This window comes from Pseudomonas sp. NPDC089396 (assembly GCF_044749545.1).
In the GTDB taxonomy this organism is placed as follows: Bacteria; Pseudomonadota; Gammaproteobacteria; order Pseudomonadales; family Pseudomonadaceae; genus Aquipseudomonas.
In genome coordinates this window covers 421,021-438,535 of sequence record NZ_JBIVIC010000003.1, presented here as the reverse complement: position 1 = coordinate 438,535, position 17,515 = coordinate 421,021, and the positions used below count along the sequence as shown (strand labels likewise).

The following is a 17,515-nucleotide window of genomic DNA, read 5'->3' as shown; positions in this document are numbered from 1 at the left end:
CGCGGATGACCGATTTTTTTGCTCGCCCGGTTCAGCTGTCCTTGCGCGCCACGATCTTGCGCTCGCTGCGCCAGGCCGCAGGCGGCATGTCGAACTGGGAGATGAACCAGCGGGTGAACGAGTTGGGCATGGAATAGCCGAGCATGTCGGCGATCCGCCCCAGGGAATAACTCGGGTTTTCCAGGTAGCGCACTACCAGGTCACGGCGCACGCTGCTGATCAGTTCGCTGAAACTGACCCCTTCCTCATCCAGGCGACGCTGCAGCGTGCGCACGTTCATGCCCTGGCTCTGGGCGATCTGCGCCAGGGTGGCGCGGCCCATGGGCAGCAACAGGTAGATGGCCTTGCGCACTTCGCCCGCCACCGAATGGTCGCGCTTGCCGAGCAGCGAATCCATGTAGCGCTGCGCATGCCGGGCCATGGCCGCATTGGCCAGGGGGATGGCCGTGTCAAGGTGGGCGGCAGGGCAGACGATGCCGTTGAACTCGCAGCCGAACTCCACCTTGGAAGCGAAGATGCGCCGATGCACGCTCAGGTCCGCGGGCGCGTCATGGGTGAAGCACACCTTGATCGGTTGCCAGTGGCTGCCCAGCAGGGCAGCGCAGAAGCGGTGCATCACGGCGATCGCCAGCTCGATGGATTGGCGGTTGTCGGTGCCCCTGTCGGTCACCAGCTCTTCGCGGATGATCACCGTGTTGCCGACTTCCTCGATGTAGATCGCCAGCGATTCATTGATCTGCTGCCCGTAATGCACGATCACCTGCAGCGCATCGCGCAGGTTGTTCTGGTGGCTGAGCAGCAGGCTCACTTCACCGAAATCCGCCAGTTCACGCAGCTCGGCCATGCGCAGGCCGATGGTGTCGCAACCGCTCAGGCGCGCCGACTTCTCCAAAAGGATGATGCTGGCGGTGGCCGGTATGCGTTGGCTCGGGTCGCTGAGCAGGGCAGGGCTCAAGCCCACCTCGCCCAGCAGCGAGATCGTGTTCAGCTTCAGGTGGCGAGCGACATCCAGGTAGTTGGTCAGAACCGCAGTGCGTGCTTGTACGGGCATGGCGTGGCTACTTTTCCTGTGGTGACGAAAGACATCTCGGTGGCGCAGTCAGCCGCCAGTTATAGAGCCTTGATTGTCAAATGAAAAGTGGCTTGGCGGGGAAATCTGCCGGGTCGAGGTCACGCGCCTGTCATCGATAGGGAAGTGGCTGACGCTAAATGTAACCCGCTCCGATCAGGGCAATCCTACTGTGCTGCTGGCAGGGTCCGAAACGTCGGCAGGCGCCCAAACCTGCGTGCTCGCGGGCCCATGGCGCCTGAGACAAAAACAACAAGAAACGGAGACAACGTCATGCACAGCACCACAGGGCTGCGCCCTACACGTCGCGGCCTGCTGGCCACCGCCACGCTGCTGGCCTCGATGCCAGCTGCCCAGGCCTTCGAACTGAGCGACGGCCGTGAAGACTGGACGGTGCGTTTCGACAACACCCTCAAGTTCAGCTACGGGCAACGGGTGGAAGGTCAGAACGCAAAGATCGCCAACGCCGCCAACTACAACGACGGTGACCACAACTTCGGTGTCGGCAGCGCCGTGACCCAACGGGTCGACCTGCTGACCGAGCTGGATGTGCTCTACCAGCGGAAAATGGGGTTTCGCGTCAGCGCCGCAAGCTGGTACGACCACGCCTATGACAACGTCGGCTCCAACAGCAACCCGTTCCCCGGCCAGGAAGGCAACGCCGGCAATCTGGTGGCGGCGCGCCAGGCGGGCGCCATTGCCCCCGGCGACTCGCTCAACGGCCGCACGCCTCAACGCCATGGCCTGAGCCGCTACACCGACCGCTACTACAACGGCCCCTCCGGCGAAATCCTCGATGCCTTCGTGTTCTACAGCACCGAAGTGGGCGAGGAGTCGATGTTCAGCGCCAAGCTGGGCCGGCACAACCTGTTCTGGGGCGAGACGGTGTTCAACGCCGCCAACGGTATCAACTATGGTCAGTCGGGGCTGGACCTGGCCAAGCTGTACAACGTGCCCGGCACCGAGACCAAGGAGCTGTTCCTGCCGCGCAGCCAGCTCTCGATGTCCTACACCGTCAACCCCGAACTGACCCTGGGCGCCCAGTACTTCCTGGAGTTTCGCAATACCCGCCTGCCGGAAGGGGGCACCTACATGGGCGGCTACGACATGTTCGGCGAAGGCGGCGACGTGTTCTGGCTGCCGGTGCCCACCGCGCTGGACGGCGCCGGTGCGTTCTACGCCACCTCCCGTGGGCATGACCTCAAACCCCACAGCACGGGCGATTTCGGCCTGATGGCACGCTGGAGCCCTGCCTGGCTCGACGGCAACCTCGGCTTCTACTACCGCAAGACCTCCGACCCGATGCCGGTGGTGTTGATCAACGCCCCTAACCTGCACCAACCCGGCGTGGCCGGCCTTCCCGGCACCGAGTACCTGGCGGCCTACGCCGACGACATCGACATCTACGGCATCAGCCTGTCCAAGGGCGTGGGCCCGGTCAGTGTCGGGCTCGACCTGAACTACCGCGAGAACATGCCGCTGCTGAGCAACTTCACCACCATCAACGCGACCTTGAGCGAGCGGGCCGGGCAAGGCCAGGTCAACGGCGACAACCTGATTGCCAGCATGCCGGGCAGAGGGAATACCGGCACGGCGCGCGGCAAGACCTTTCACGTCGTGCTCAATGGCCTGGTGAGCTTTGGCAGCACACCGCTTTGGGACGCCTCGTCACTGGCGATGGAAGCGGCCATGACCCACCTGGTCAGCGTCGACAAGGGCAAGCAGTCGTTCAAGGGCAATTCCAGCTACCAGGGCGTCGACAAGGTCGACACCAATGCCTACAGCCTGGCCACCAACTTCACCGCGACCTGGTTCCAGGTATTCCCCGGCGTCGACCTGTCCATGCCGCTTTCCTACAACGTGGGCCTCAAGGGCAACTCGGCGGTGCAGCTGGGCGGCAGCGAGAACGCCGGCAGCTACTCGGTCGGCATCGCCGCGGACGTGAAGCAGAAGTACCGCTTCGACCTCAAGTACGTCGACTCCTTCGGCCCGTTCAACACCTGTGAAAGCGGCTTCGACAACAACACCCCCGGCAGCGGCGGGCAGTACCGCTGCATCCCCGGGCAGATCACCTCGCAGGCGGGCCTGGCGCCCCTGCTCAAGGACCGCGGGATGCTCACCGCCTCGTTCAAGACCACTTTCTGATTGACCCCCGAATGACAACAACAACGTGGAGAGTACTCAGATGAAACTGCGCTACAGCCTATTGGCATCGGCCCTGACGACGATCATTGCAGGCCAGGCACAGGCGGCCGTGTCAGCCCAGGAAGCCGCCAAGCTTGGCACCAGCCTGACCCGCGTCGGCGCCGAGCGGGCAGCCAACGCCGATGGCTCGATCCCCGCCTACGAAGGCGGCCTGACTTCAGCCCCAGCCGGCTTCAAGGCCGGCGACGGCATGCGCCCGGACCCGTTCGCCGACGAGAAGCCGCTGCTGGTCATCGACGGCAAGAACGTCGAGCAGTACCAGGGCCAGTTGACCGCCACCACGGTGGAGCTGGCCAAGCGTTACCCCAGCTTCCACGTCAACGTGTACCCGACCCACCGCACAGTGGCCTTGCCCGCCGCCGTGCTGGAAAACAGCGTGAAGAATGCCACCGGCACCCGCTCCATCGACGGCGGCGTGGCCATCGAGAACCTGCTGCCTGGCGTGCCGTTCCCGATCCCCACCACCGGCAGCGAGGCCATGTGGAACCACCTGCTGCGCGTCGGCGGCAACCGCAACGTCAAGTACGACTCGTGGATCGTCGACTCTGGCGGTGGGGCCAGCTTGTCGACCACGGCCATGTCGTTCTCCAGCTACCCGATCTACGAAGACATGAACAAGCCGTTCAACAGCACCGACGTGTTCTTCCAGATGAAGCTGTACTACACCGGCCCCGCGCGCCGCGCGGGCGAGGCGATCATGCTCAAGGACACCGCCAACCCGTTGGCCCAGCCACGTCGCAGCTGGCAGTACCTGCCAGGCCAGCGCCGGGTGAAACTGGCCCCGGACCTGTCCTACGACACGCCCAACCCAGGCACCGGCGGCGCCGGCACCTACGATGACGTGTTCGTCTTCAACGGCGCGCTGGACCGCTTTGAGTGGAAGCTGGTGGGCAAGCAGGAAATGTTCGTGCCCTACAACACCTACAAGCTGACCTACGCCCTGGACCCGAAGCAGTTGACCACCGCCAACCACCTCGCCCCGGACTTCGTGCGCTGGGAGAAACACCGTGTGTGGGTCGTGGAGGGCACGTTGAAATCGTCGGCGCGGCACATCTACCACAAGCGCCGCATGTACCTCGACGAGGACAGCTGGATCGCCCTGGCGTCCGACCAGTATGACGCCCGTGGCAAGCTCTACCGCGGCTCGTTCGCCTTCCTCAGCCAGAGTTACGACAAGAACATCCCGGATGTCACGCCGTTCATGATCTATGACCTGATAGGGGGTTCCTACAACATCAACGGTGTCACGGGTGCCTATGGCGGCATCCATTACACCGACACGCTGTCCAAGGCGCAGTGGGCGCCGGATGCGTTGGCGGGGGCGGGCATTCGCTGAGTGACATCGATGCTGCGGTGGTCGACACCGCAGCATCGGCAGCGGTTAGAGAGTCACGTCACGCAAGCTGTTCATGTCGATCACGAAGCGGTACTTCACATCATTGTTCTGCAGGCGCTCGAAGGCGCCGTTGATGTCCTGGATGGCGATCATTTCGCAGCTGGGCAACACCTGATGCTCGGCGCAGAAGTCCAGCAACTCCTGGATCCCCTGAATACCCCCGATCAGCGAACCGGCCAGGGTGCGATTGTTGCGGATCAGCAAGCCACCATGGATCGGCTCCAGCGGCTCGATCGCCCCTACCAGCACCATCACGCCCTCGCGCCCCAACAGCATCAGGTAGGGGTTGACGTTGTGCCGGCTGGGGATGGTGTCGATGATGAACGCGAAGGCATTGGCCGCGGCCGCCATGGCCGCCGCGTCGCTGGACAGCAGCACATGGTTGGCGCCCAGGGCGCGGGCATCCTCGGCCTTGCCCGGTGAACTGGTGATCACCGTCACCTCGGCACCCAGCGCCACGGCCAGTTTCACCGCCATGTGGCCAAGTCCGCCCAGGCCCACCACCGCCATCTTCGTACCCTTGCCGACGTTATAGCGGCGCATCGGGTTCCACACGGTGATGCCGGCACACAGCAGCGGTGCGGCGTAGCGGGGGTCGAGGTTCAGCGGCATGCGCAGCACGAACTGCTCGCGCACGACGATATGCTCGGCGTAGCCGCCGTAGGTGATCTCGCCGGTGTGGCGATCCTTGCCGTTGTAGGTCGGCGTCGGCCCCTGGGTGCAGAGTTGCTCTTGATGCTCATGGCACGGCGCGCAGTCCAGGCAGCTGTCCACCTGGCAGCCGACTGCCACCCGGTCGCCGACCTTGAAGCGGCTGACGCCACTGCCCACGGCGGTGACGTGGCCGACGATCTCGTGGCCGGGGACGATGGGGTAGACCGTGTTGTTCCAGTCGTTGTGCACCTGATGTGCATCGGAGTGGCAGACGCCGCAGAAGGCAATGGCGATCGCCACGTCATCGGCACGCAGCGCGCGCCGCTCGAATCGATACGGCGTCAGGGGCGAGTGGGCGTCGTGGGCGGCAAAACCGAGGCAAGTGGTCATGGTCGAATCCTTGTGCATGGAAAGAAGAACCCCCGGCAAGGGCCGGGGGAGAGGTTTAGATCGACGGGCGCAGCCAGGGCGCCGGGGAGGTTTCAGGCGAGGCGATCTGGTTGACGATCCACTTGCCCATGCGTCGCAGTGGCTCGATGGAGTCCTGGGGACCTGCCCACTTCAAGCCGGCCGCGTAGCCCAGCGACACGATGCGCTGGGCGCCATAGAGCGGCAGGATGTCCTTGAGCTCGTCCTTGATGCTTTCCGGGTACACGCCGACGGTCTGGGTGTAGGCGTCGACTGCATCCATCATCTCGGTCAGCGTGTCGACCGGCACCAGGTTGGCGGTGCGGTCGTCCAGGCGTGGCGCGAACGACACGGCGTCGGCGGTTTGCGAGCAGATCACCGCGCCTTCGCCGTCCTGGCCACCGATTACCTGGTACCACTCGTCATCCAGGCGCAGGGCATCGACTTCGGCCTTGAGTTCCGGGTCGTAGCGCTTGGGCACGGTGCTCAGGGTGTTGGGCAGGGTCTGCATAGCGTCGTAGACGTAGCGGCCGAAGGTGTTGAGCTTGGCCAGGCCTGCGTCGTCGGTGCCGCTCTGCACGTAGATCACCCGCGCGCAGACACAGGCCTTCTGGTTCAGCGCACCGATGTCGCTGGCCAGGCGCACGGCGGCTTCGCGCATGCTCGCTTCGCTGTCGAAGGCGGCCTTGCCGATGATGCTGGCGCTGCGCTTGGGGTCCAGGGAAATCAGCTCCAGGCCCGGCTGCACGTAGCGGGTGACGTGCTTCATGGCGTTGTAGCCGCCCCAGGCAACGATCTTTTCCAGGTTCTGCGGCTGGTACAGGCGCTCTTCGAAGGCCTGGTCGCCACCTTTCCAGTAGGCGACGCTGAGGTGCTTGGTCAACGGGTGGTCCGGCGCCATGTCGACCATGGTGCGGGCGATGGCCAGGGCGGTGAACGGGTCGTTGGACGGCGCCTTGATGATCGCGTCGCTGCGCAGCACCATGTTGCGCAGGATGGTCAGCAGCGACAGGCCCGTGGCGTTGCCGGCGACGATATGCAGGGTGCGCGCGCCGAAGCAGCGCACGTCCAGTTCGGTGCCGTCGAGCAGGCGCTGCTTGACCCAGCCCTCCAGGTACTTGATGCCCACCGAGTTCTCCACCTGCTCGGTGACCGAGGCGCGGGTGAGCATCTGGCGCAGCCCCATGTAGCTGCCCTTGACCATGCTCGGGGTCACCGGCGCGGTCAGGTACGACAGCTCGCAGGCTTCCTGCAGGAACGGGTTGTTGTCGAACTCCAGACGCTCACCGAGCGCTTCGGCGTAGTCGAGGATGTCGTTGAACGTCAGGGTGTACAGGTCGGCCAGCTTGGCCGGGTTGCCCAGCGGCAGCTGGTCGATGTACTTGTGCGCATCCGGGGTCTGGAAAATCAAGTCGCCGCCGCGGCCACCCACGTCGATCAGGTTGTCGGTGATGACCTTGCCACGGATGATCATCGGTGCAATCGGTTTGCTCATGGGGTTAGCCCTCTAGTGTGTTGAGGAAGTCCATCGCCTGGCGATGGGAGTCTTCGGTTGCCGCACAGGTGATCTTGTCGTCGCCGCCGTTGAGGTCGCTGTAGCGCTGGATCGGCCCGACCACGTAGCGGCTCGGCCGGCCGCAGCTGCACGGCTGGTCCCACTCGACGGTGATTTCATCGCCGGTGATGAAGCCGCCCCAGCGGATCTCGGCCCCCAGGTCGAAGAACGCCGCGCGCCCGGTGACGCGGCCCTTGCGCGGCAGCGGCTTGCTGGTTTCAGGGTCGAGCTGGAAGGGGATGACCGTGGGGGCGAAGTGGAAGTGACCGGCTTCGCAGCGCGCATGGGCGCCGCCGACGACTTCGGACATGGCGTAGGACTCGTTCAAGGTGCGCGCTCCGGTGAAGCGCAGCACATCCTCGCGCCAGCCTTCCGGCTGGACCACGCCCTTGCCGCCACCGGCGGTGTGCACAAAGGAGTCAGGGTGGAAGACGCCTTCCAGGCCACGCTCAAGGCCGGCCTTGGCCATGCTGTGCAGCAGGTTCCAGGTGGCGCCGATGTACACGCGCTGGCCCTTGAGCTGGGTGGACATGTGGTCGAAGAACGCCGCCAGGTGTTGCGGCATCTCGGTCTGCAGCTGGTCGAAGGCTTTCTTCTTTTCCAGCAGTTCCGGGCTGATCACCAGGCGGTCGAGGGTGCCTTTGGATTGCGCCGCGCGCAGCTTGGCGCCCAGGTGCAGCACGTCGGTGCTGAGGGTGGTCGGGTAGGCGGCATGGAAGTGCGATTCGCTCGGCAGCAGCGCCGGAATCATCGCCGCATGCACCCGCACATGGCTCAGGTAGCCCTTGCGGTAGTAGGGGTAGATAGTGTGCAGGTTGGGCTGCGGGGTGTCCGGGTTGTCCATGTTCCACACCACCATCTTGCGCAGCTGCGCGAACTTCTCCCATTCGTGCACGCCCTGGGGCAGGAACGACAGGGTGCCGGAGGTGCCCGAGGTGTGGCTGATGCGCAGCTGCGGCACGCCTTCGTCCATGGTCTCGAACCAGTCGTCCAGGCCCTGGCAGTCGCTGACATTGACGGCGGCGATGGCCTCGGCGACCTCAGGCGTCACCAGTTTGCCCAGCCACTTGTTGATCTGCGCATAGCTGCGCTTTTCCAGCAAGGACGGCGGGTAGGACTTGTACACGGTGTGTTCGAACAGCAGCGGCACCACGTCATCAAGCTGTTCGATCTGGTCCACGCCCTGGGCATCGGCGAGTTTCTTCAACACCGGTATGCGTTGGCGCAGGGCGTCGAAGCGCTGCTTGAGGCCATTGAGCTGCAGCGCGTCGATCTCGGCGCGGGGCAGGTGGTTCCAGGCGTGCTGGGAATAGTTGACCAATGCTGCCGGATCGTTCAGCAGCAGCTGGGTTTTTTGTTCTATCGACAGGGGGGCAGTGGGCATATTCGGGCTCGCTACTCGACGTGTTGAATCCGGCCAGGCCGGGGGGAGGGTGCGGCCCAAGTATGTCGACGGCGAGTGCCGATTTGTTCCGGATTCCAGGTATTAGTAGTTCGAGATAACACATTGAAAATAAAGGAATAAATGGATGATGCCGAAGCGCTTTCGAGGGATATTCCGGATTCGGTTTTAGCATGCCGGATCGACGCGAAAGGCGGCATACACTGGGCCTCGCCCACTCATTTAAATGAGTGCGGAGCAGTCAATTCGGACCGGTATTCGAGAGGCTTTCATGTTGAAAATGGTATTTCAGACCACGCCTTCATTGATCATCGAGCGTGGTGCTTCGGCCCGGCTTGCCGAGCATGTGCGTGACAAGGGTTGCAAGTCGGTATTGCTGGTCACCGATGCAGGGGTTGTCGCGGCGCGGCTGCTGGATGCGCTGCTCGCCGGCATGCAGAGCGAGGGGATTGCCGTGAGCGTGTTTGCCGAGGTGCAGGCCGACCCGCCTGAGTCGGTGATCCTCGCGGCGGTGGAGGCTGCCAAGGCCTGTAGCGCCGACTGCGTGGTCGGGGTGGGTGGCGGCAGTTCGCTGGATGCTGCCAAGCTGGCCGCACTGTTGGCCTGCAGCGGCGAGTCGTTGAGCAAGGTGTATGGCATCAACCAGGCCAAGGGCCCCCGCCTGCCGCTGATCCTGCTGCCGACCACCGCCGGCACGGGCTCGGAAGTGACCTCGGTATCGGTGGTGACCACCGCTGCCGGCGAAAAGAACGTGGTCTACTCGCCCTTGCTGTTCCCCGACCTTGCGGTGCTCGACGCCGAACTGACCCTCGGCCTGCCGGCCCACGTCACCGCCGCGACCGGTATCGATGCCATGGTCCATGCCATCGAGGCCTACACCACCCGCCACCTGAAGAACCCGATGTCCGATTGCCTGGCCCGTGAGGCGCTGCGGCTGTTGTCTGGCAGCCTGTTCAGAGCCTGCCGGCAGGGTGACGATGTCGAGGCCCGCGAGCAGATGCTGCTTGGCGCCTGCGTGGCGGGCATGGCCTTCGCCAACGCCCCAGTGGCAGCGGTGCATGCACTGGCTTATCCGCTCGGTGCCCGCTTCCACATCCCCCACGGCCTGTCCAATGCGCTGGTGCTAGGCCCTGTGATGCGTTTCAACCTGCCGGTGGTGGCGCCGCTGTATGCGCAACTGGCCGATATCGTCATGCCCGGCTTGCGCGGCAGTGACAGCGAAAAGGCCACGGCGCTGGCCGACTACCTGGGCGGTCTGGCCGGCGAGTTGGGCCTGGCCACGCGCCTGAGCGAACTGGGCATCGTCGAGGCCGACCTCGAAGCGCTGGCCAACGATGCCATCAAGCAGCAACGCCTGCTCGGCAACAACCCACGCGAACTGACGCTGGCGGATGTGCACGCGATCTATAAGGAAATCCTGTGAGCAAGCCCGAGCGGCCGAGCCGCCAGGCCTTTCGCCACTTCACCCAGGTGCCCACGCGTTTTGGCGACAACGATGCCTATGGGCATGTGAACAACGTGGCGTACTACGGCTACTGTGAAACGGCGATCACCACCTTCCTGGTCGAACAGGGCACCCTCGACATCGCCAGCAGCCCGGTGATCGGGCTGATCGTCAATTCCGGGTGCAGCTACTTTTCGCCCCTGGGGTTCCCCGATCGGGTCGAGGTCGGCATGAAGATCGCTCACCTGGGCAACAGCAGCGCGCGCTACGAGCTGGCGCTGTTCCGCAACGATGAACCGCTCGCGGCGGCAGCAGCCCATGTGGTCTACGTGTATGTGGACCGCTCCAGCAACACGTCGGTGCCGATCCCCGCCAGCGTGCGTGACAAGCTGGCCCTGCTGGTCGACTGATCGCATACTCCCGGGTGCTGCCCATCCGTTGGCCAAGGTGGCAGGGGGCAGCATTCTGGAGAGATGACAGATGATCAAGGCAAGTCCGGACAAGCCGGGTGTGCAAGTGGCGATACCGGCGCAACCGCGCAAGGAACCGCGCCAGGCACGGTCGGTTGCGCTGGTGACGGCGGTCAAGCAGGCCGGCAGGCAGATTCTCGAAAGCGAGGGGAGGGAAGCCCTGAGCGCGCTGCGCCTGGCCGAAGATTCAGGGGTGGCGATCAGTTCGATCTACGAGTATTTCCCGACCATGGAGTCGTTGATCGCCGCCGTGTTCGACGATTACCGCACCGAAGCGCGCCGTGGGCTGTACGCCGACATCATGGCGCTACCCGAAGGCACCACGCTGCTCGACGGCATCTTGCTGGCATTGCGGGCTGTGCTGGCCTCGCACCACAAGAAAACCCTCTACGACCCTGCATTCAGCGTGCGCTCGACCCACTATGACGAGCTGGTGCGGCTGGATGTGGTCAAGGCCAAGCAGCTGTGGAGCGCCACGGCCAGCTCGGCGCTGATGCAACGCTTCGCCGATGAAATAAGCGTCAAGGATCGGGACAAGGCGGAGTTTCTGGTGTACCAGACTTGGTCGGCGCTGCCGCGGGCCATGCTGCTGGAGCGTCCGGGCTACCTGACCGATCCGGACACCCCACAGATGCTGGCGCGGATGCTGCACGCCATGCTCACCGAGTGAAATTGGCAGCGACTCGTCAGGCCTCATCGCCGGCAAGCCGGCTCCCACAGGTACCCCACAGGCCTTCAGAGCGGTGAGGTACCTGTGGGAGCTGGCTTGCCAGCGATAGGGCCGACCCCGGCCCTTGAGCTGGAATCAGCCCTTGGCAGCCATCGCGGTCACTTCCACGCGCATTTGCGGGTAGGCCAATGCCGCCACGCCCACGGCGGCACGTACCGGCCACGGCTTGCTGAAGAAGCGCTGGTACACCTCGTTGAAGGCGGCGCGGTCGGCCATGTCGGTGAGGTAGATGGTCAGGTGCATGACCCGGTCCATGCCGCTGCCGGCCTTTTCCAGGGCGTCTTTGAGCGCCTGCAGGGTGCTTTCGCTCTGCTGAATGATGTCGCCATCAAGATCGGCTGGAATTTGAGTCGTGACGAGAATGCCGTTGAACTCGGCGACGTCGGAGGAAATGGAGTCGGCGTCGGAATCGGGGGTGTAGATGAGATCTGTCATTGTTGGTTTGCCTTGCAACGGAAGGAAAGCCGCAAGCCTACGCGACCCCGCCGCGGCGGTCGAGCCAGGGCCACCGTTTGGCCTGCGCACGTTGTAATACCGCGCCCCGGCCGTCAGAATCGCGCCGATTGTAAAGAAGGGGCTTGAGTTGAACGAACAGACATTGTCGATGCGCCTGGAGCGCGTGGCGGCGCATGTGCCGCAGGGCGCGCGCCTGGCCGATATCGGCTCGGACCACGGCTACCTGCCGGTGGCCCTGGCGCTGCGTGGTGTGATCGAAGCCGGCGTTGCCGGCGAAGTGGCGCAGACGCCGTATGCCTCGGCCCAGCGCAATGTGCGCAGGAATGGCCTGGAGCAACGCATCACCGTGCGCCTGGCCGATGGCCTGGAAGCGATCGAGGCGCTGGACCGCATCACGGCGGTCAGCCTGTGCGGCATGGGCGGCGACACCATGTGCGAGATCCTCGACCGCGGCAAGCAGCGCCTGAGCGGCAGCGAGCGCCTGATCCTGCAGCCCAATGGCGGCGAGCGCGAACTGCGCGGCTGGCTGATGGCCAACGGTTATCGGATCGTATGCGAAGAACTGCTGCGCGAGAACCGCTTCGATTACGAGATCATCGTCGCAGAAAAGGGTGATGCGTCAGCCTACAGCGCCGAAGAGCTGTACTTCGGCCCACTGCTGATGCGCGAGAAGAGCCCGGCATTTATCACCAAGTGGCAGCGCATGCTGCGCCAGAAGCAACAGACCCTGGCCAACTTCGAGCGCGCGCGTGACGCCATCCCTCAGGAAAAACGCAGCGACTTCGCCTGCCAGGTCGGCTGGATCACCCAGGTACTGGCCTGAGTCACAGTTGCGAGCAGTTGCCCATTTCCCGGTAGTTGACTTCGCGGGTCTGGCCCTGGTGGTCGACATAGACCATGTGCGCGGTGCCGACCTGGCAATCGGCGACGTTGCTGGCCGGGGTGATGGAAAGGACCTTGGCCACGTCCAGCGGCATGCCGTATTCGTAATTGTCAGTGCTGGCGGCTACCGGCGGGTTGCCGGCGGTGTCGGCCAGGGCGCCGAACGAGGCGAGCAGGGCGCTTACGGCAAGCACGGCAATTCGGCGTTGAGTGTTCATGGCAGGCTCCTTTTTCAATGTTTTACCAATGATGTATTCATTGGTGATCCTCAATAAATGGGCTAAGTCGTGATAGATTCCTGCCTGGAACGCACGAATAAGAAAAACACAAGGAGCCAAACCCATGGACATGCTGCACGCCATGCGAACCTTCGCCCGGGTAGTGGAGTGCGGCAGTTTCGCCGCGGCCGCCAATGCCCTGGATATTTCTGCGGCGCAGGTGTCGCGGATAGTCGCGGAACTTGAGAACCAGCTGCAGACTCGGCTGCTGCACCGCACCACCCGGCGCCTGCGCATGAGCGAGGCGGGGGAGCGCTTTCTCGAGCGCGCGCGGCAGATCATGCTGCTGACCGAAGAAGCCATGGACGAGGCCCGCGGCGCCCACCTCACCCCGCGCGGGCGGCTGCGCCTGCATTGCCCGCACGGCCTGGGCATGCTGCTGATGCCGCTGGTGGCCGGCTACAACGCGGTGTGCCCCGAAGTGGTGATCGAGCTGACCCTGTCGCAGCGCAACCCCGACCCCCTGGCCGAGGGCCACGACGTGGTGATCACCGTGGATGAGGCCCTGCCGGATTCGCAGTTGATCGCCGTGCCGCTGGGCACCATCTTCAGCATCCCCTGCGCCGCCCCAAGCTACCTGCAGGCCCATGGCGTGCCCGAGCGCCCGGAAGACCTGCACGAGCACAGCTGCCTGCGCATGGCGTACCCGATGTACGAGGGGGACTGGGTGTTCCCGCAGGGGCTCGATCAGTGCGTGATCGCCCCGCGCGACAGCTTCCTGACCAATGTCGCCGACGCTATGCTCAGGGCCAGCGAGCTGGGCATGGGCATTGGCTTGCTGCCGTTCTACACGGCCAGCCAGGCCATCGTGCAAGGCAGGCTACGGCGCCTGCTGGCGCCGTATCGGTTGAGGGAATGCGCGCTGTACGCGATCTATCCGTCGCGGCATTACCTGGATGCCAAAGTCAGGACCTGGATCGACTACATGAAGGAACAGCTGCCTGGGCTGTTCGCCGGGCACGAACGCATCGTCGACGATCCGCAGTACTGGAGATAGGCCCGCAGGTCAGTGCCCGTAACGCCCGACCAGGCTCTGGGCACCCAGCGCATGCCCCTGCAACAGCTCCAGCAGGCCATTGCGGTCCAGCCCCTCTGGCAAGGTGCCGAGGGGAATGTCGGTGGCAATCAGTGTCAGTGCATAGTGGTGCGGGTTGTCGCCGGCGGGTGGGCAGGGTCCACGGTAGACGAGGGTGCCGCGAGAATTGCGCCCCACCATGATCGTCGGGCCGGTCAGCCCGGCCGTGCCTTCTTTCAGGCCATCGAGCGCCGGGTCGATGTTGTAGGCGACCCAGTGCACCACGCCGATGCCCTTGCCACCGTCCGGGTCGAACATCACCAGTGCCAGTGAACGCGTGCCGGCGGGCAGGTTGTCCCAGCTCAGTTGCGGGGTACGTTCCTCGCCTGCACCGCAGGCCGGGTCGGGCCCGACCTGCTGCAGGGCGATGACACCGCCATCGGTGAACGACGACGAGCTGATTGACAGCGCGCCGGCGCTACCGCCGGCCGCCAGGGCAGTGCAAGGCAACAAGGCGGCGAACAGCCAGGGCTTGAGGTGCATGACGATTCCTCGGCAGGGCGATGGGCCGCAGTGTAGTTCAGTCAGCGGCTGTCCTGGTCTTCTGCTGTGCCGCCGGTGTGCCCGGCGCCGCTGCCGGTGGCCTCGCCGGTGCTGTTGGAGCCGCCAGAAGCGCCATCGGCTGCGTCGGAATTGCTGCCGGTGTCGCTGCTGTCGTTGGCCTTGCCGCTGCCGGGGCTGTTGACGCTGCTGCCGTCACCGGCGGTCTTGCCGCCTTGCTGGTCGGTTTTCGGGTGGGCGTCGGTGTTGGTGTTGGAGGGGTAGGAGGCGGCAAAGCTGCCGGCGCTGCCCAGGGCCAGGGCGAGGAATAGGGCGAGGGGGCGAATGCGGATCATGGCGATGCTCCTGTGCGGATGATCTGTCATTCGTTTGGCTGGCAGGAGATGGCATCGTGCCCGTCGTGCGACGGGCGGTCGCCCTTGTAGGGGCTGTTCGGGCCCTATCGCCGGCAAGCCGGCTCCCACAGGTACGCCACTGTTCTCGAGGGCAGTGGGGTATCTGTGGGAGCCGGCTTGCCGGCGATAGGGCTGCGCAGCAGCCCCAGGTTCAATGCGCTTGCGTTTCCACCGGCTCCAGCGGCGGATGCTCCTGCGCCGCATGCATCAAGTCTTCAGTCACCCGCAACTCAGCCCCGGTCGGCGAGAAGGTGGTCGAGGCAGTAAACGGTGCCGGATGCTCGGCCGCCGGCCGCTTGCCACGGCGCCACAGGAAGAAGCACACCATGCCCAGGTTGACCACGGCAAAGGCCCAGAACAGCCCCGGCTCGCCAAACTCGGTCATCACCGGCGAAATCGCCAACGGCGCCATGGCCGAGCCCAGCGAGTTGATCAGCAGCAAGCCCTGGATCATCGGCACCAGCGCATCGGACGGCGCCCGGTCGGCAGCATGGCTGACCGCCACCGGGTACAGCGCGAACACGCCGCCCCCGAGCAGGAACAGCATCGCCGGCAACAGCGCCGAGTGCGAGGGCAGGAACACCGTGACCAGCGACAGCACCACGCACAGTGCGGCCAGGGCGATCAGCACATCCTGGCGGTCCTTGCGGTCGGACCAGCGCCCCACCGGGTACTGCAGCAGCATGGCGCCGAGGATCACCCAGGCCATCATGCCGCCCACTTCACCCACGTCCAGGCCGATGCGCTGCAGGTACAGCGGCAGCAGGGCATAGATCCCGGCGATGGCCACCCCCGAACCGAAGCAGCCGACCAACCCCGACGGCGCCACCCCGAGCAGCTGGCGCGGCTTGAGCGGCTCGACCTGGTCCAGCAGCGGCGACACCCGCGGCAGGATCACGATCGGCAGTACCGACAGCGCGGCGAGCATGCCGGCCAGCATGAACGGTGCGCTGTCGCTCAGCTGCGCGATGACGCCCAGGCCCGCCTGGGCGATCACGCCGGCACCGTAGAAGGCGATCATGTACAGCGCCAGCAAGCGCCCGCGGATCTTCGCATCGCCCGCCAGCAGCAGCCAGCTCTCGATCACCAGGAACACGCCGACCGCCGCCCAGCCGTTGATCAGGCGCAAGACCGACCACCAGGTGCTGTCGTAGAACATCCCCTGCAGCAGGATGGTGGCGGCGATCAGCGAGGCGAAGCTGGTGTAGGCGCGGATATGGCCGATGCGCAGGATCAGCCGGTCGTTGAATACAGCGCCCAGGGTCAGGCCAAGGAAGTAGCTCGACGAGACGATACCGATGGTGGTGGCCGATTCGCCGGCAGCGCCGAGGCGCAAGGTGGTCAGGGAGGACATGAAGCCATTGCCCAGGGCAATGATGAACAGCCCGAGCAGGGGTGCCAGCGCCATGGCCAGCAAACGCGGAGACATAAAAACCTCAAGGGGGAGTAGCGCAGTTGCCAGCCGTAGCGGCACAGGGGAGTAGGACGCGCGATTCTAAGGTGTGGGAAAGATTTCCCCAAGGGGCTTGGCCCTGCGGCATAATGACGCCTTTGCGCAGCTGATCCAGGGAAGGAAAGGTCTATGTTCGCTTCGCTGTTCGCAGTACTGGCACCGGTTTTCATCGTCGCCGGCATCGGCTTTGCCTGGGCCCGCACGGTCCTGGACTACCCCACCCAGTTCGTTGCCCGGATGGTCATGAGCGTCGGCACACCCGCGCTGGTGCTGGCGACCCTGAACCGCACCCAACTCGATCCCACTGCCTTTATCAGCATGGCCCTGGCCTGCCTGCTCTGTACCCTGGCCATGGCCCTGGCGGGGCTGCTGGTGTGTCGCGTCAGCCGCCAGGACTGGCGGGTACTGCTGCCGGCGTTCATGTTCCCCAATACCGGCAACATGGGCCTGCCGATCAGCTTGTACGCCTTTGGCGAACAGGGCCTGGCGTTGGCGATGGCATTCTTCCTGGGGCTGTCGATCGTGCAGTTCACCGTTGGCATGGCCATCTCCGGTACGGCGGCTTCGTTCAAGGCGCTGGTGAGCAACCCCATCGTCATCAGCCTGGCGCTTGCCCTGCCGATGATCTTCTTCGACATCCACCTCCCGCGCTGGGTCGCCAACACGGCAGAACTGCTTGGCGGCATGTGCATTCCCCTGATGCTGCTGACCTTGGGCGTGTCGCTGGCCAGTATTCGCCCACAACATATCGCCAGCGGCCTGCTGCTGGGCGGCGTGCGGATCGTGCTGGGGGCCGGGGTGGGGTGGGCAGTGGGCGCCGCCCTGGACCTGGAGCATTTGCAGCGGGCGGTGCTGATGGTGCAGTCGGCGATGCCGGTGGCGGTGTTCAACTACCTGATGGCGGTCAGGGCCAATCGCTCGCCGGAGCAGGTGGCGAACCTGGTGATGTGTTCGACGGTGCTGTCGTTCGTTTGGCTGCCGGTGGTACTGGCCTGGTGGATGTGAACCTGTAGGGGCCCTATCGCCGGGGGGGCCGGGGCCCCCCCGGGGGGGGGGGGGGGGGGGGCCGGGGGGGGGGCGGGGGGGGGGGGGGGGGGGGGGGGCGCGCGCCCCCACGGCCGGGCCCGGGCGGGGGGAAAAAG

The 17,515-nt window shown here is 65.0% G+C and carries 17 protein-coding genes; 8 read left to right on the top strand and 9 right to left on the bottom strand.

Translation table 11 applies throughout. The features are described 5' to 3' along the window. Window positions 1–31 precede the first annotated feature (31 nt). A complete protein-coding gene (locus ACIPZB_RS07945; protein ID WP_400639700.1) occupies window positions 32–1,051 on the bottom strand; it encodes an AraC family transcriptional regulator in 1,020 nt (339 codons plus the stop codon). A gap of 291 nt (window positions 1,052–1,342) precedes the next feature. Between ACIPZB_RS07945 and ACIPZB_RS07940 the strand changes: the two genes are divergently transcribed. After that, a complete protein-coding gene (locus ACIPZB_RS07940; RefSeq protein ID WP_400639699.1) occupies window positions 1,343–3,214 on the top strand; it encodes a DUF1302 domain-containing protein in 1,872 nt (623 codons plus the stop codon). A gap of 40 nt (window positions 3,215–3,254) precedes the next feature. Next, on the top strand, window positions 3,255–4,610 hold the full coding sequence (locus ACIPZB_RS07935; protein ID WP_400639698.1) for a DUF1329 domain-containing protein: 1,356 nt from the start codon (window positions 3,255–3,257) through the stop codon (window positions 4,608–4,610). Window positions 4,611–4,655: 45 nt separating this feature from the next. Here the strand turns inward: ACIPZB_RS07935 and ACIPZB_RS07930 are convergent, their stop codons facing one another. Genes ACIPZB_RS07930 through ACIPZB_RS07920 form a run of 3 tightly spaced genes read right to left on the bottom strand, consistent with a single transcriptional unit; the run spans window position 4,656 to window position 8,671 of the window. Further along, window positions 4,656–5,714 carry an NAD(P)-dependent alcohol dehydrogenase gene (locus ACIPZB_RS07930; protein WP_400639697.1) on the bottom strand — a complete coding sequence of 353 codons (1,059 nt, stop codon included), beginning with the start codon at window positions 5,712–5,714 and terminating at the stop codon, window positions 4,656–4,658. A 55-nt stretch (window positions 5,715–5,769) separates the two neighbouring features. Then, window positions 5,770–7,227, bottom strand: coding sequence for an acyl-CoA reductase (locus ACIPZB_RS07925; RefSeq protein ID WP_400639696.1), 1,458 nt, complete (start codon window positions 7,225–7,227; stop codon window positions 5,770–5,772). A 4-nt stretch (window positions 7,228–7,231) separates the two neighbouring features. Continuing rightward, window positions 7,232–8,671 carry a hypothetical protein gene (locus ACIPZB_RS07920; protein WP_400639695.1) on the bottom strand — a complete coding sequence of 480 codons (1,440 nt, stop codon included), beginning with the start codon at window positions 8,669–8,671 and terminating at the stop codon, window positions 7,232–7,234. A gap of 289 nt (window positions 8,672–8,960) precedes the next feature. On the opposite strand from ACIPZB_RS07920, the gene ACIPZB_RS07915 reads away from it, so the two are divergent. The 3 genes from ACIPZB_RS07915 (at window position 8,961) to ACIPZB_RS07905 (ending at window position 11,273) form a co-directional block, all read left to right on the top strand. Beyond that, window positions 8,961–10,112: an iron-containing alcohol dehydrogenase gene (locus ACIPZB_RS07915; RefSeq protein WP_400639693.1), complete on the top strand. Its 1,152-nt coding sequence runs from the start codon at window positions 8,961–8,963 to the stop codon at window positions 10,110–10,112. Continuing rightward, complete coding sequence (locus ACIPZB_RS07910; protein ID WP_400639692.1) at window positions 10,109–10,543, top strand: acyl-CoA thioesterase; 435 nt, start codon at window positions 10,109–10,111, stop codon at window positions 10,541–10,543. Before ACIPZB_RS07915 ends, ACIPZB_RS07910 begins: the two co-directional genes overlap by 4 nt. 70 nt (window positions 10,544–10,613) lie before the next feature. Further along, the gene (locus ACIPZB_RS07905) at window positions 10,614–11,273 is read left to right on the top strand and encodes a TetR/AcrR family transcriptional regulator (protein ID WP_400639690.1); all 660 of its coding nucleotides are present in this window, start codon (window positions 10,614–10,616) and stop codon (window positions 11,271–11,273) included. A gap of 135 nt (window positions 11,274–11,408) precedes the next feature. On the opposite strand, the gene ACIPZB_RS07900 is transcribed toward ACIPZB_RS07905, so the two are convergent. Next, complete coding sequence (locus ACIPZB_RS07900) at window positions 11,409–11,768, bottom strand: RidA family protein (RefSeq protein WP_400639689.1); 360 nt, start codon at window positions 11,766–11,768, stop codon at window positions 11,409–11,411. 148 nt (window positions 11,769–11,916) lie between these two features. Here ACIPZB_RS07900 and ACIPZB_RS07895 point away from each other — a divergent pair, with 148 nt between their 5' ends. Then, window positions 11,917–12,612, top strand: coding sequence for a tRNA (adenine(22)-N(1))-methyltransferase (locus ACIPZB_RS07895; RefSeq protein ID WP_400639687.1), 696 nt, complete (start codon window positions 11,917–11,919; stop codon window positions 12,610–12,612). 1 nt (window position 12,613) lies between these two features. On the opposite strand, the gene ACIPZB_RS07890 is transcribed toward ACIPZB_RS07895, so the two are convergent. Beyond that, entirely contained in the window at window positions 12,614–12,889 is a 276-nt protein-coding gene (locus ACIPZB_RS07890) for a DUF2790 domain-containing protein (protein WP_400639686.1), read from the bottom strand. A gap of 124 nt (window positions 12,890–13,013) precedes the next feature. On the opposite strand from ACIPZB_RS07890, the gene ACIPZB_RS07885 reads away from it, so the two are divergent. Then, entirely contained in the window at window positions 13,014–13,946 is a 933-nt protein-coding gene (locus tag ACIPZB_RS07885; protein WP_008091796.1) for a LysR family transcriptional regulator, read from the top strand. 9 nt (window positions 13,947–13,955) lie between these two features. On the opposite strand, the gene ACIPZB_RS07880 is transcribed toward ACIPZB_RS07885, so the two are convergent. From ACIPZB_RS07880 to ACIPZB_RS07870, 3 genes are all read right to left on the bottom strand, one after another. Further along, a complete protein-coding gene (locus ACIPZB_RS07880; protein ID WP_400639684.1) occupies window positions 13,956–14,507 on the bottom strand; it encodes a YbhB/YbcL family Raf kinase inhibitor-like protein in 552 nt (183 codons plus the stop codon). Window positions 14,508–14,548: 41 nt separating this feature from the next. Beyond that, complete coding sequence (locus ACIPZB_RS07875) at window positions 14,549–14,860, bottom strand: hypothetical protein (RefSeq protein ID WP_400639682.1); 312 nt, start codon at window positions 14,858–14,860, stop codon at window positions 14,549–14,551. A 211-nt stretch (window positions 14,861–15,071) separates the two neighbouring features. After that, window positions 15,072–16,349 carry an MFS transporter gene (locus ACIPZB_RS07870; protein WP_400639681.1) on the bottom strand — a complete coding sequence of 426 codons (1,278 nt, stop codon included), beginning with the start codon at window positions 16,347–16,349 and terminating at the stop codon, window positions 15,072–15,074. A 153-nt stretch (window positions 16,350–16,502) separates the two neighbouring features. Between ACIPZB_RS07870 and ACIPZB_RS07865 the strand changes: the two genes are divergently transcribed. Then, the gene (locus ACIPZB_RS07865) at window positions 16,503–17,378 is read left to right on the top strand and encodes an AEC family transporter (RefSeq protein WP_400639680.1); all 876 of its coding nucleotides are present in this window, start codon (window positions 16,503–16,505) and stop codon (window positions 17,376–17,378) included. Window positions 17,379–17,515 lie beyond the last annotated feature (137 nt).

What these genes read in the sequence shown, in the direction of transcription:
- ACIPZB_RS07900 (WP_400639689.1), bottom strand. Translation starts at nt 11,768, where the DNA reads ATGACAGATCTCATCTACACCCCCGATTCCGACGCCGACTCCATTTCC.
- ACIPZB_RS07905 (WP_400639690.1), top strand. Translation starts at nt 10,614, where the DNA reads ATGATCAAGGCAAGTCCGGACAAGCCGGGTGTGCAAGTGGCGATACCG.
- ACIPZB_RS07885 (WP_008091796.1), top strand. Translation starts at nt 13,014, where the DNA reads ATGGACATGCTGCACGCCATGCGAACCTTCGCCCGGGTAGTGGAGTGC.
- ACIPZB_RS07920 (WP_400639695.1), bottom strand. Translation starts at nt 8,671, where the DNA reads ATGCCCACTGCCCCCCTGTCGATAGAACAAAAAACCCAGCTGCTGCTG.
- ACIPZB_RS07875 (WP_400639682.1), bottom strand. Translation starts at nt 14,860, where the DNA reads ATGATCCGCATTCGCCCCCTCGCCCTATTCCTCGCCCTGGCCCTGGGC.
- ACIPZB_RS07940 (WP_400639699.1), top strand. Translation starts at nt 1,343, where the DNA reads ATGCACAGCACCACAGGGCTGCGCCCTACACGTCGCGGCCTGCTGGCC.
- ACIPZB_RS07880 (WP_400639684.1), bottom strand. Translation starts at nt 14,507, where the DNA reads ATGCACCTCAAGCCCTGGCTGTTCGCCGCCTTGTTGCCTTGCACTGCC.
- ACIPZB_RS07915 (WP_400639693.1), top strand. Translation starts at nt 8,961, where the DNA reads ATGTTGAAAATGGTATTTCAGACCACGCCTTCATTGATCATCGAGCGT.
- ACIPZB_RS07925 (WP_400639696.1), bottom strand. Translation starts at nt 7,227, where the DNA reads ATGAGCAAACCGATTGCACCGATGATCATCCGTGGCAAGGTCATCACC.
- ACIPZB_RS07935 (WP_400639698.1), top strand. Translation starts at nt 3,255, where the DNA reads ATGAAACTGCGCTACAGCCTATTGGCATCGGCCCTGACGACGATCATT.
- ACIPZB_RS07930 (WP_400639697.1), bottom strand. Translation starts at nt 5,714, where the DNA reads ATGACCACTTGCCTCGGTTTTGCCGCCCACGACGCCCACTCGCCCCTG.
- ACIPZB_RS07865 (WP_400639680.1), top strand. Translation starts at nt 16,503, where the DNA reads ATGTTCGCTTCGCTGTTCGCAGTACTGGCACCGGTTTTCATCGTCGCC.
- ACIPZB_RS07945 (WP_400639700.1), bottom strand. Translation starts at nt 1,051, where the DNA reads ATGCCCGTACAAGCACGCACTGCGGTTCTGACCAACTACCTGGATGTC.
- ACIPZB_RS07870 (WP_400639681.1), bottom strand. Translation starts at nt 16,349, where the DNA reads ATGTCTCCGCGTTTGCTGGCCATGGCGCTGGCACCCCTGCTCGGGCTG.
- ACIPZB_RS07890 (WP_400639686.1), bottom strand. Translation starts at nt 12,889, where the DNA reads ATGAACACTCAACGCCGAATTGCCGTGCTTGCCGTAAGCGCCCTGCTC.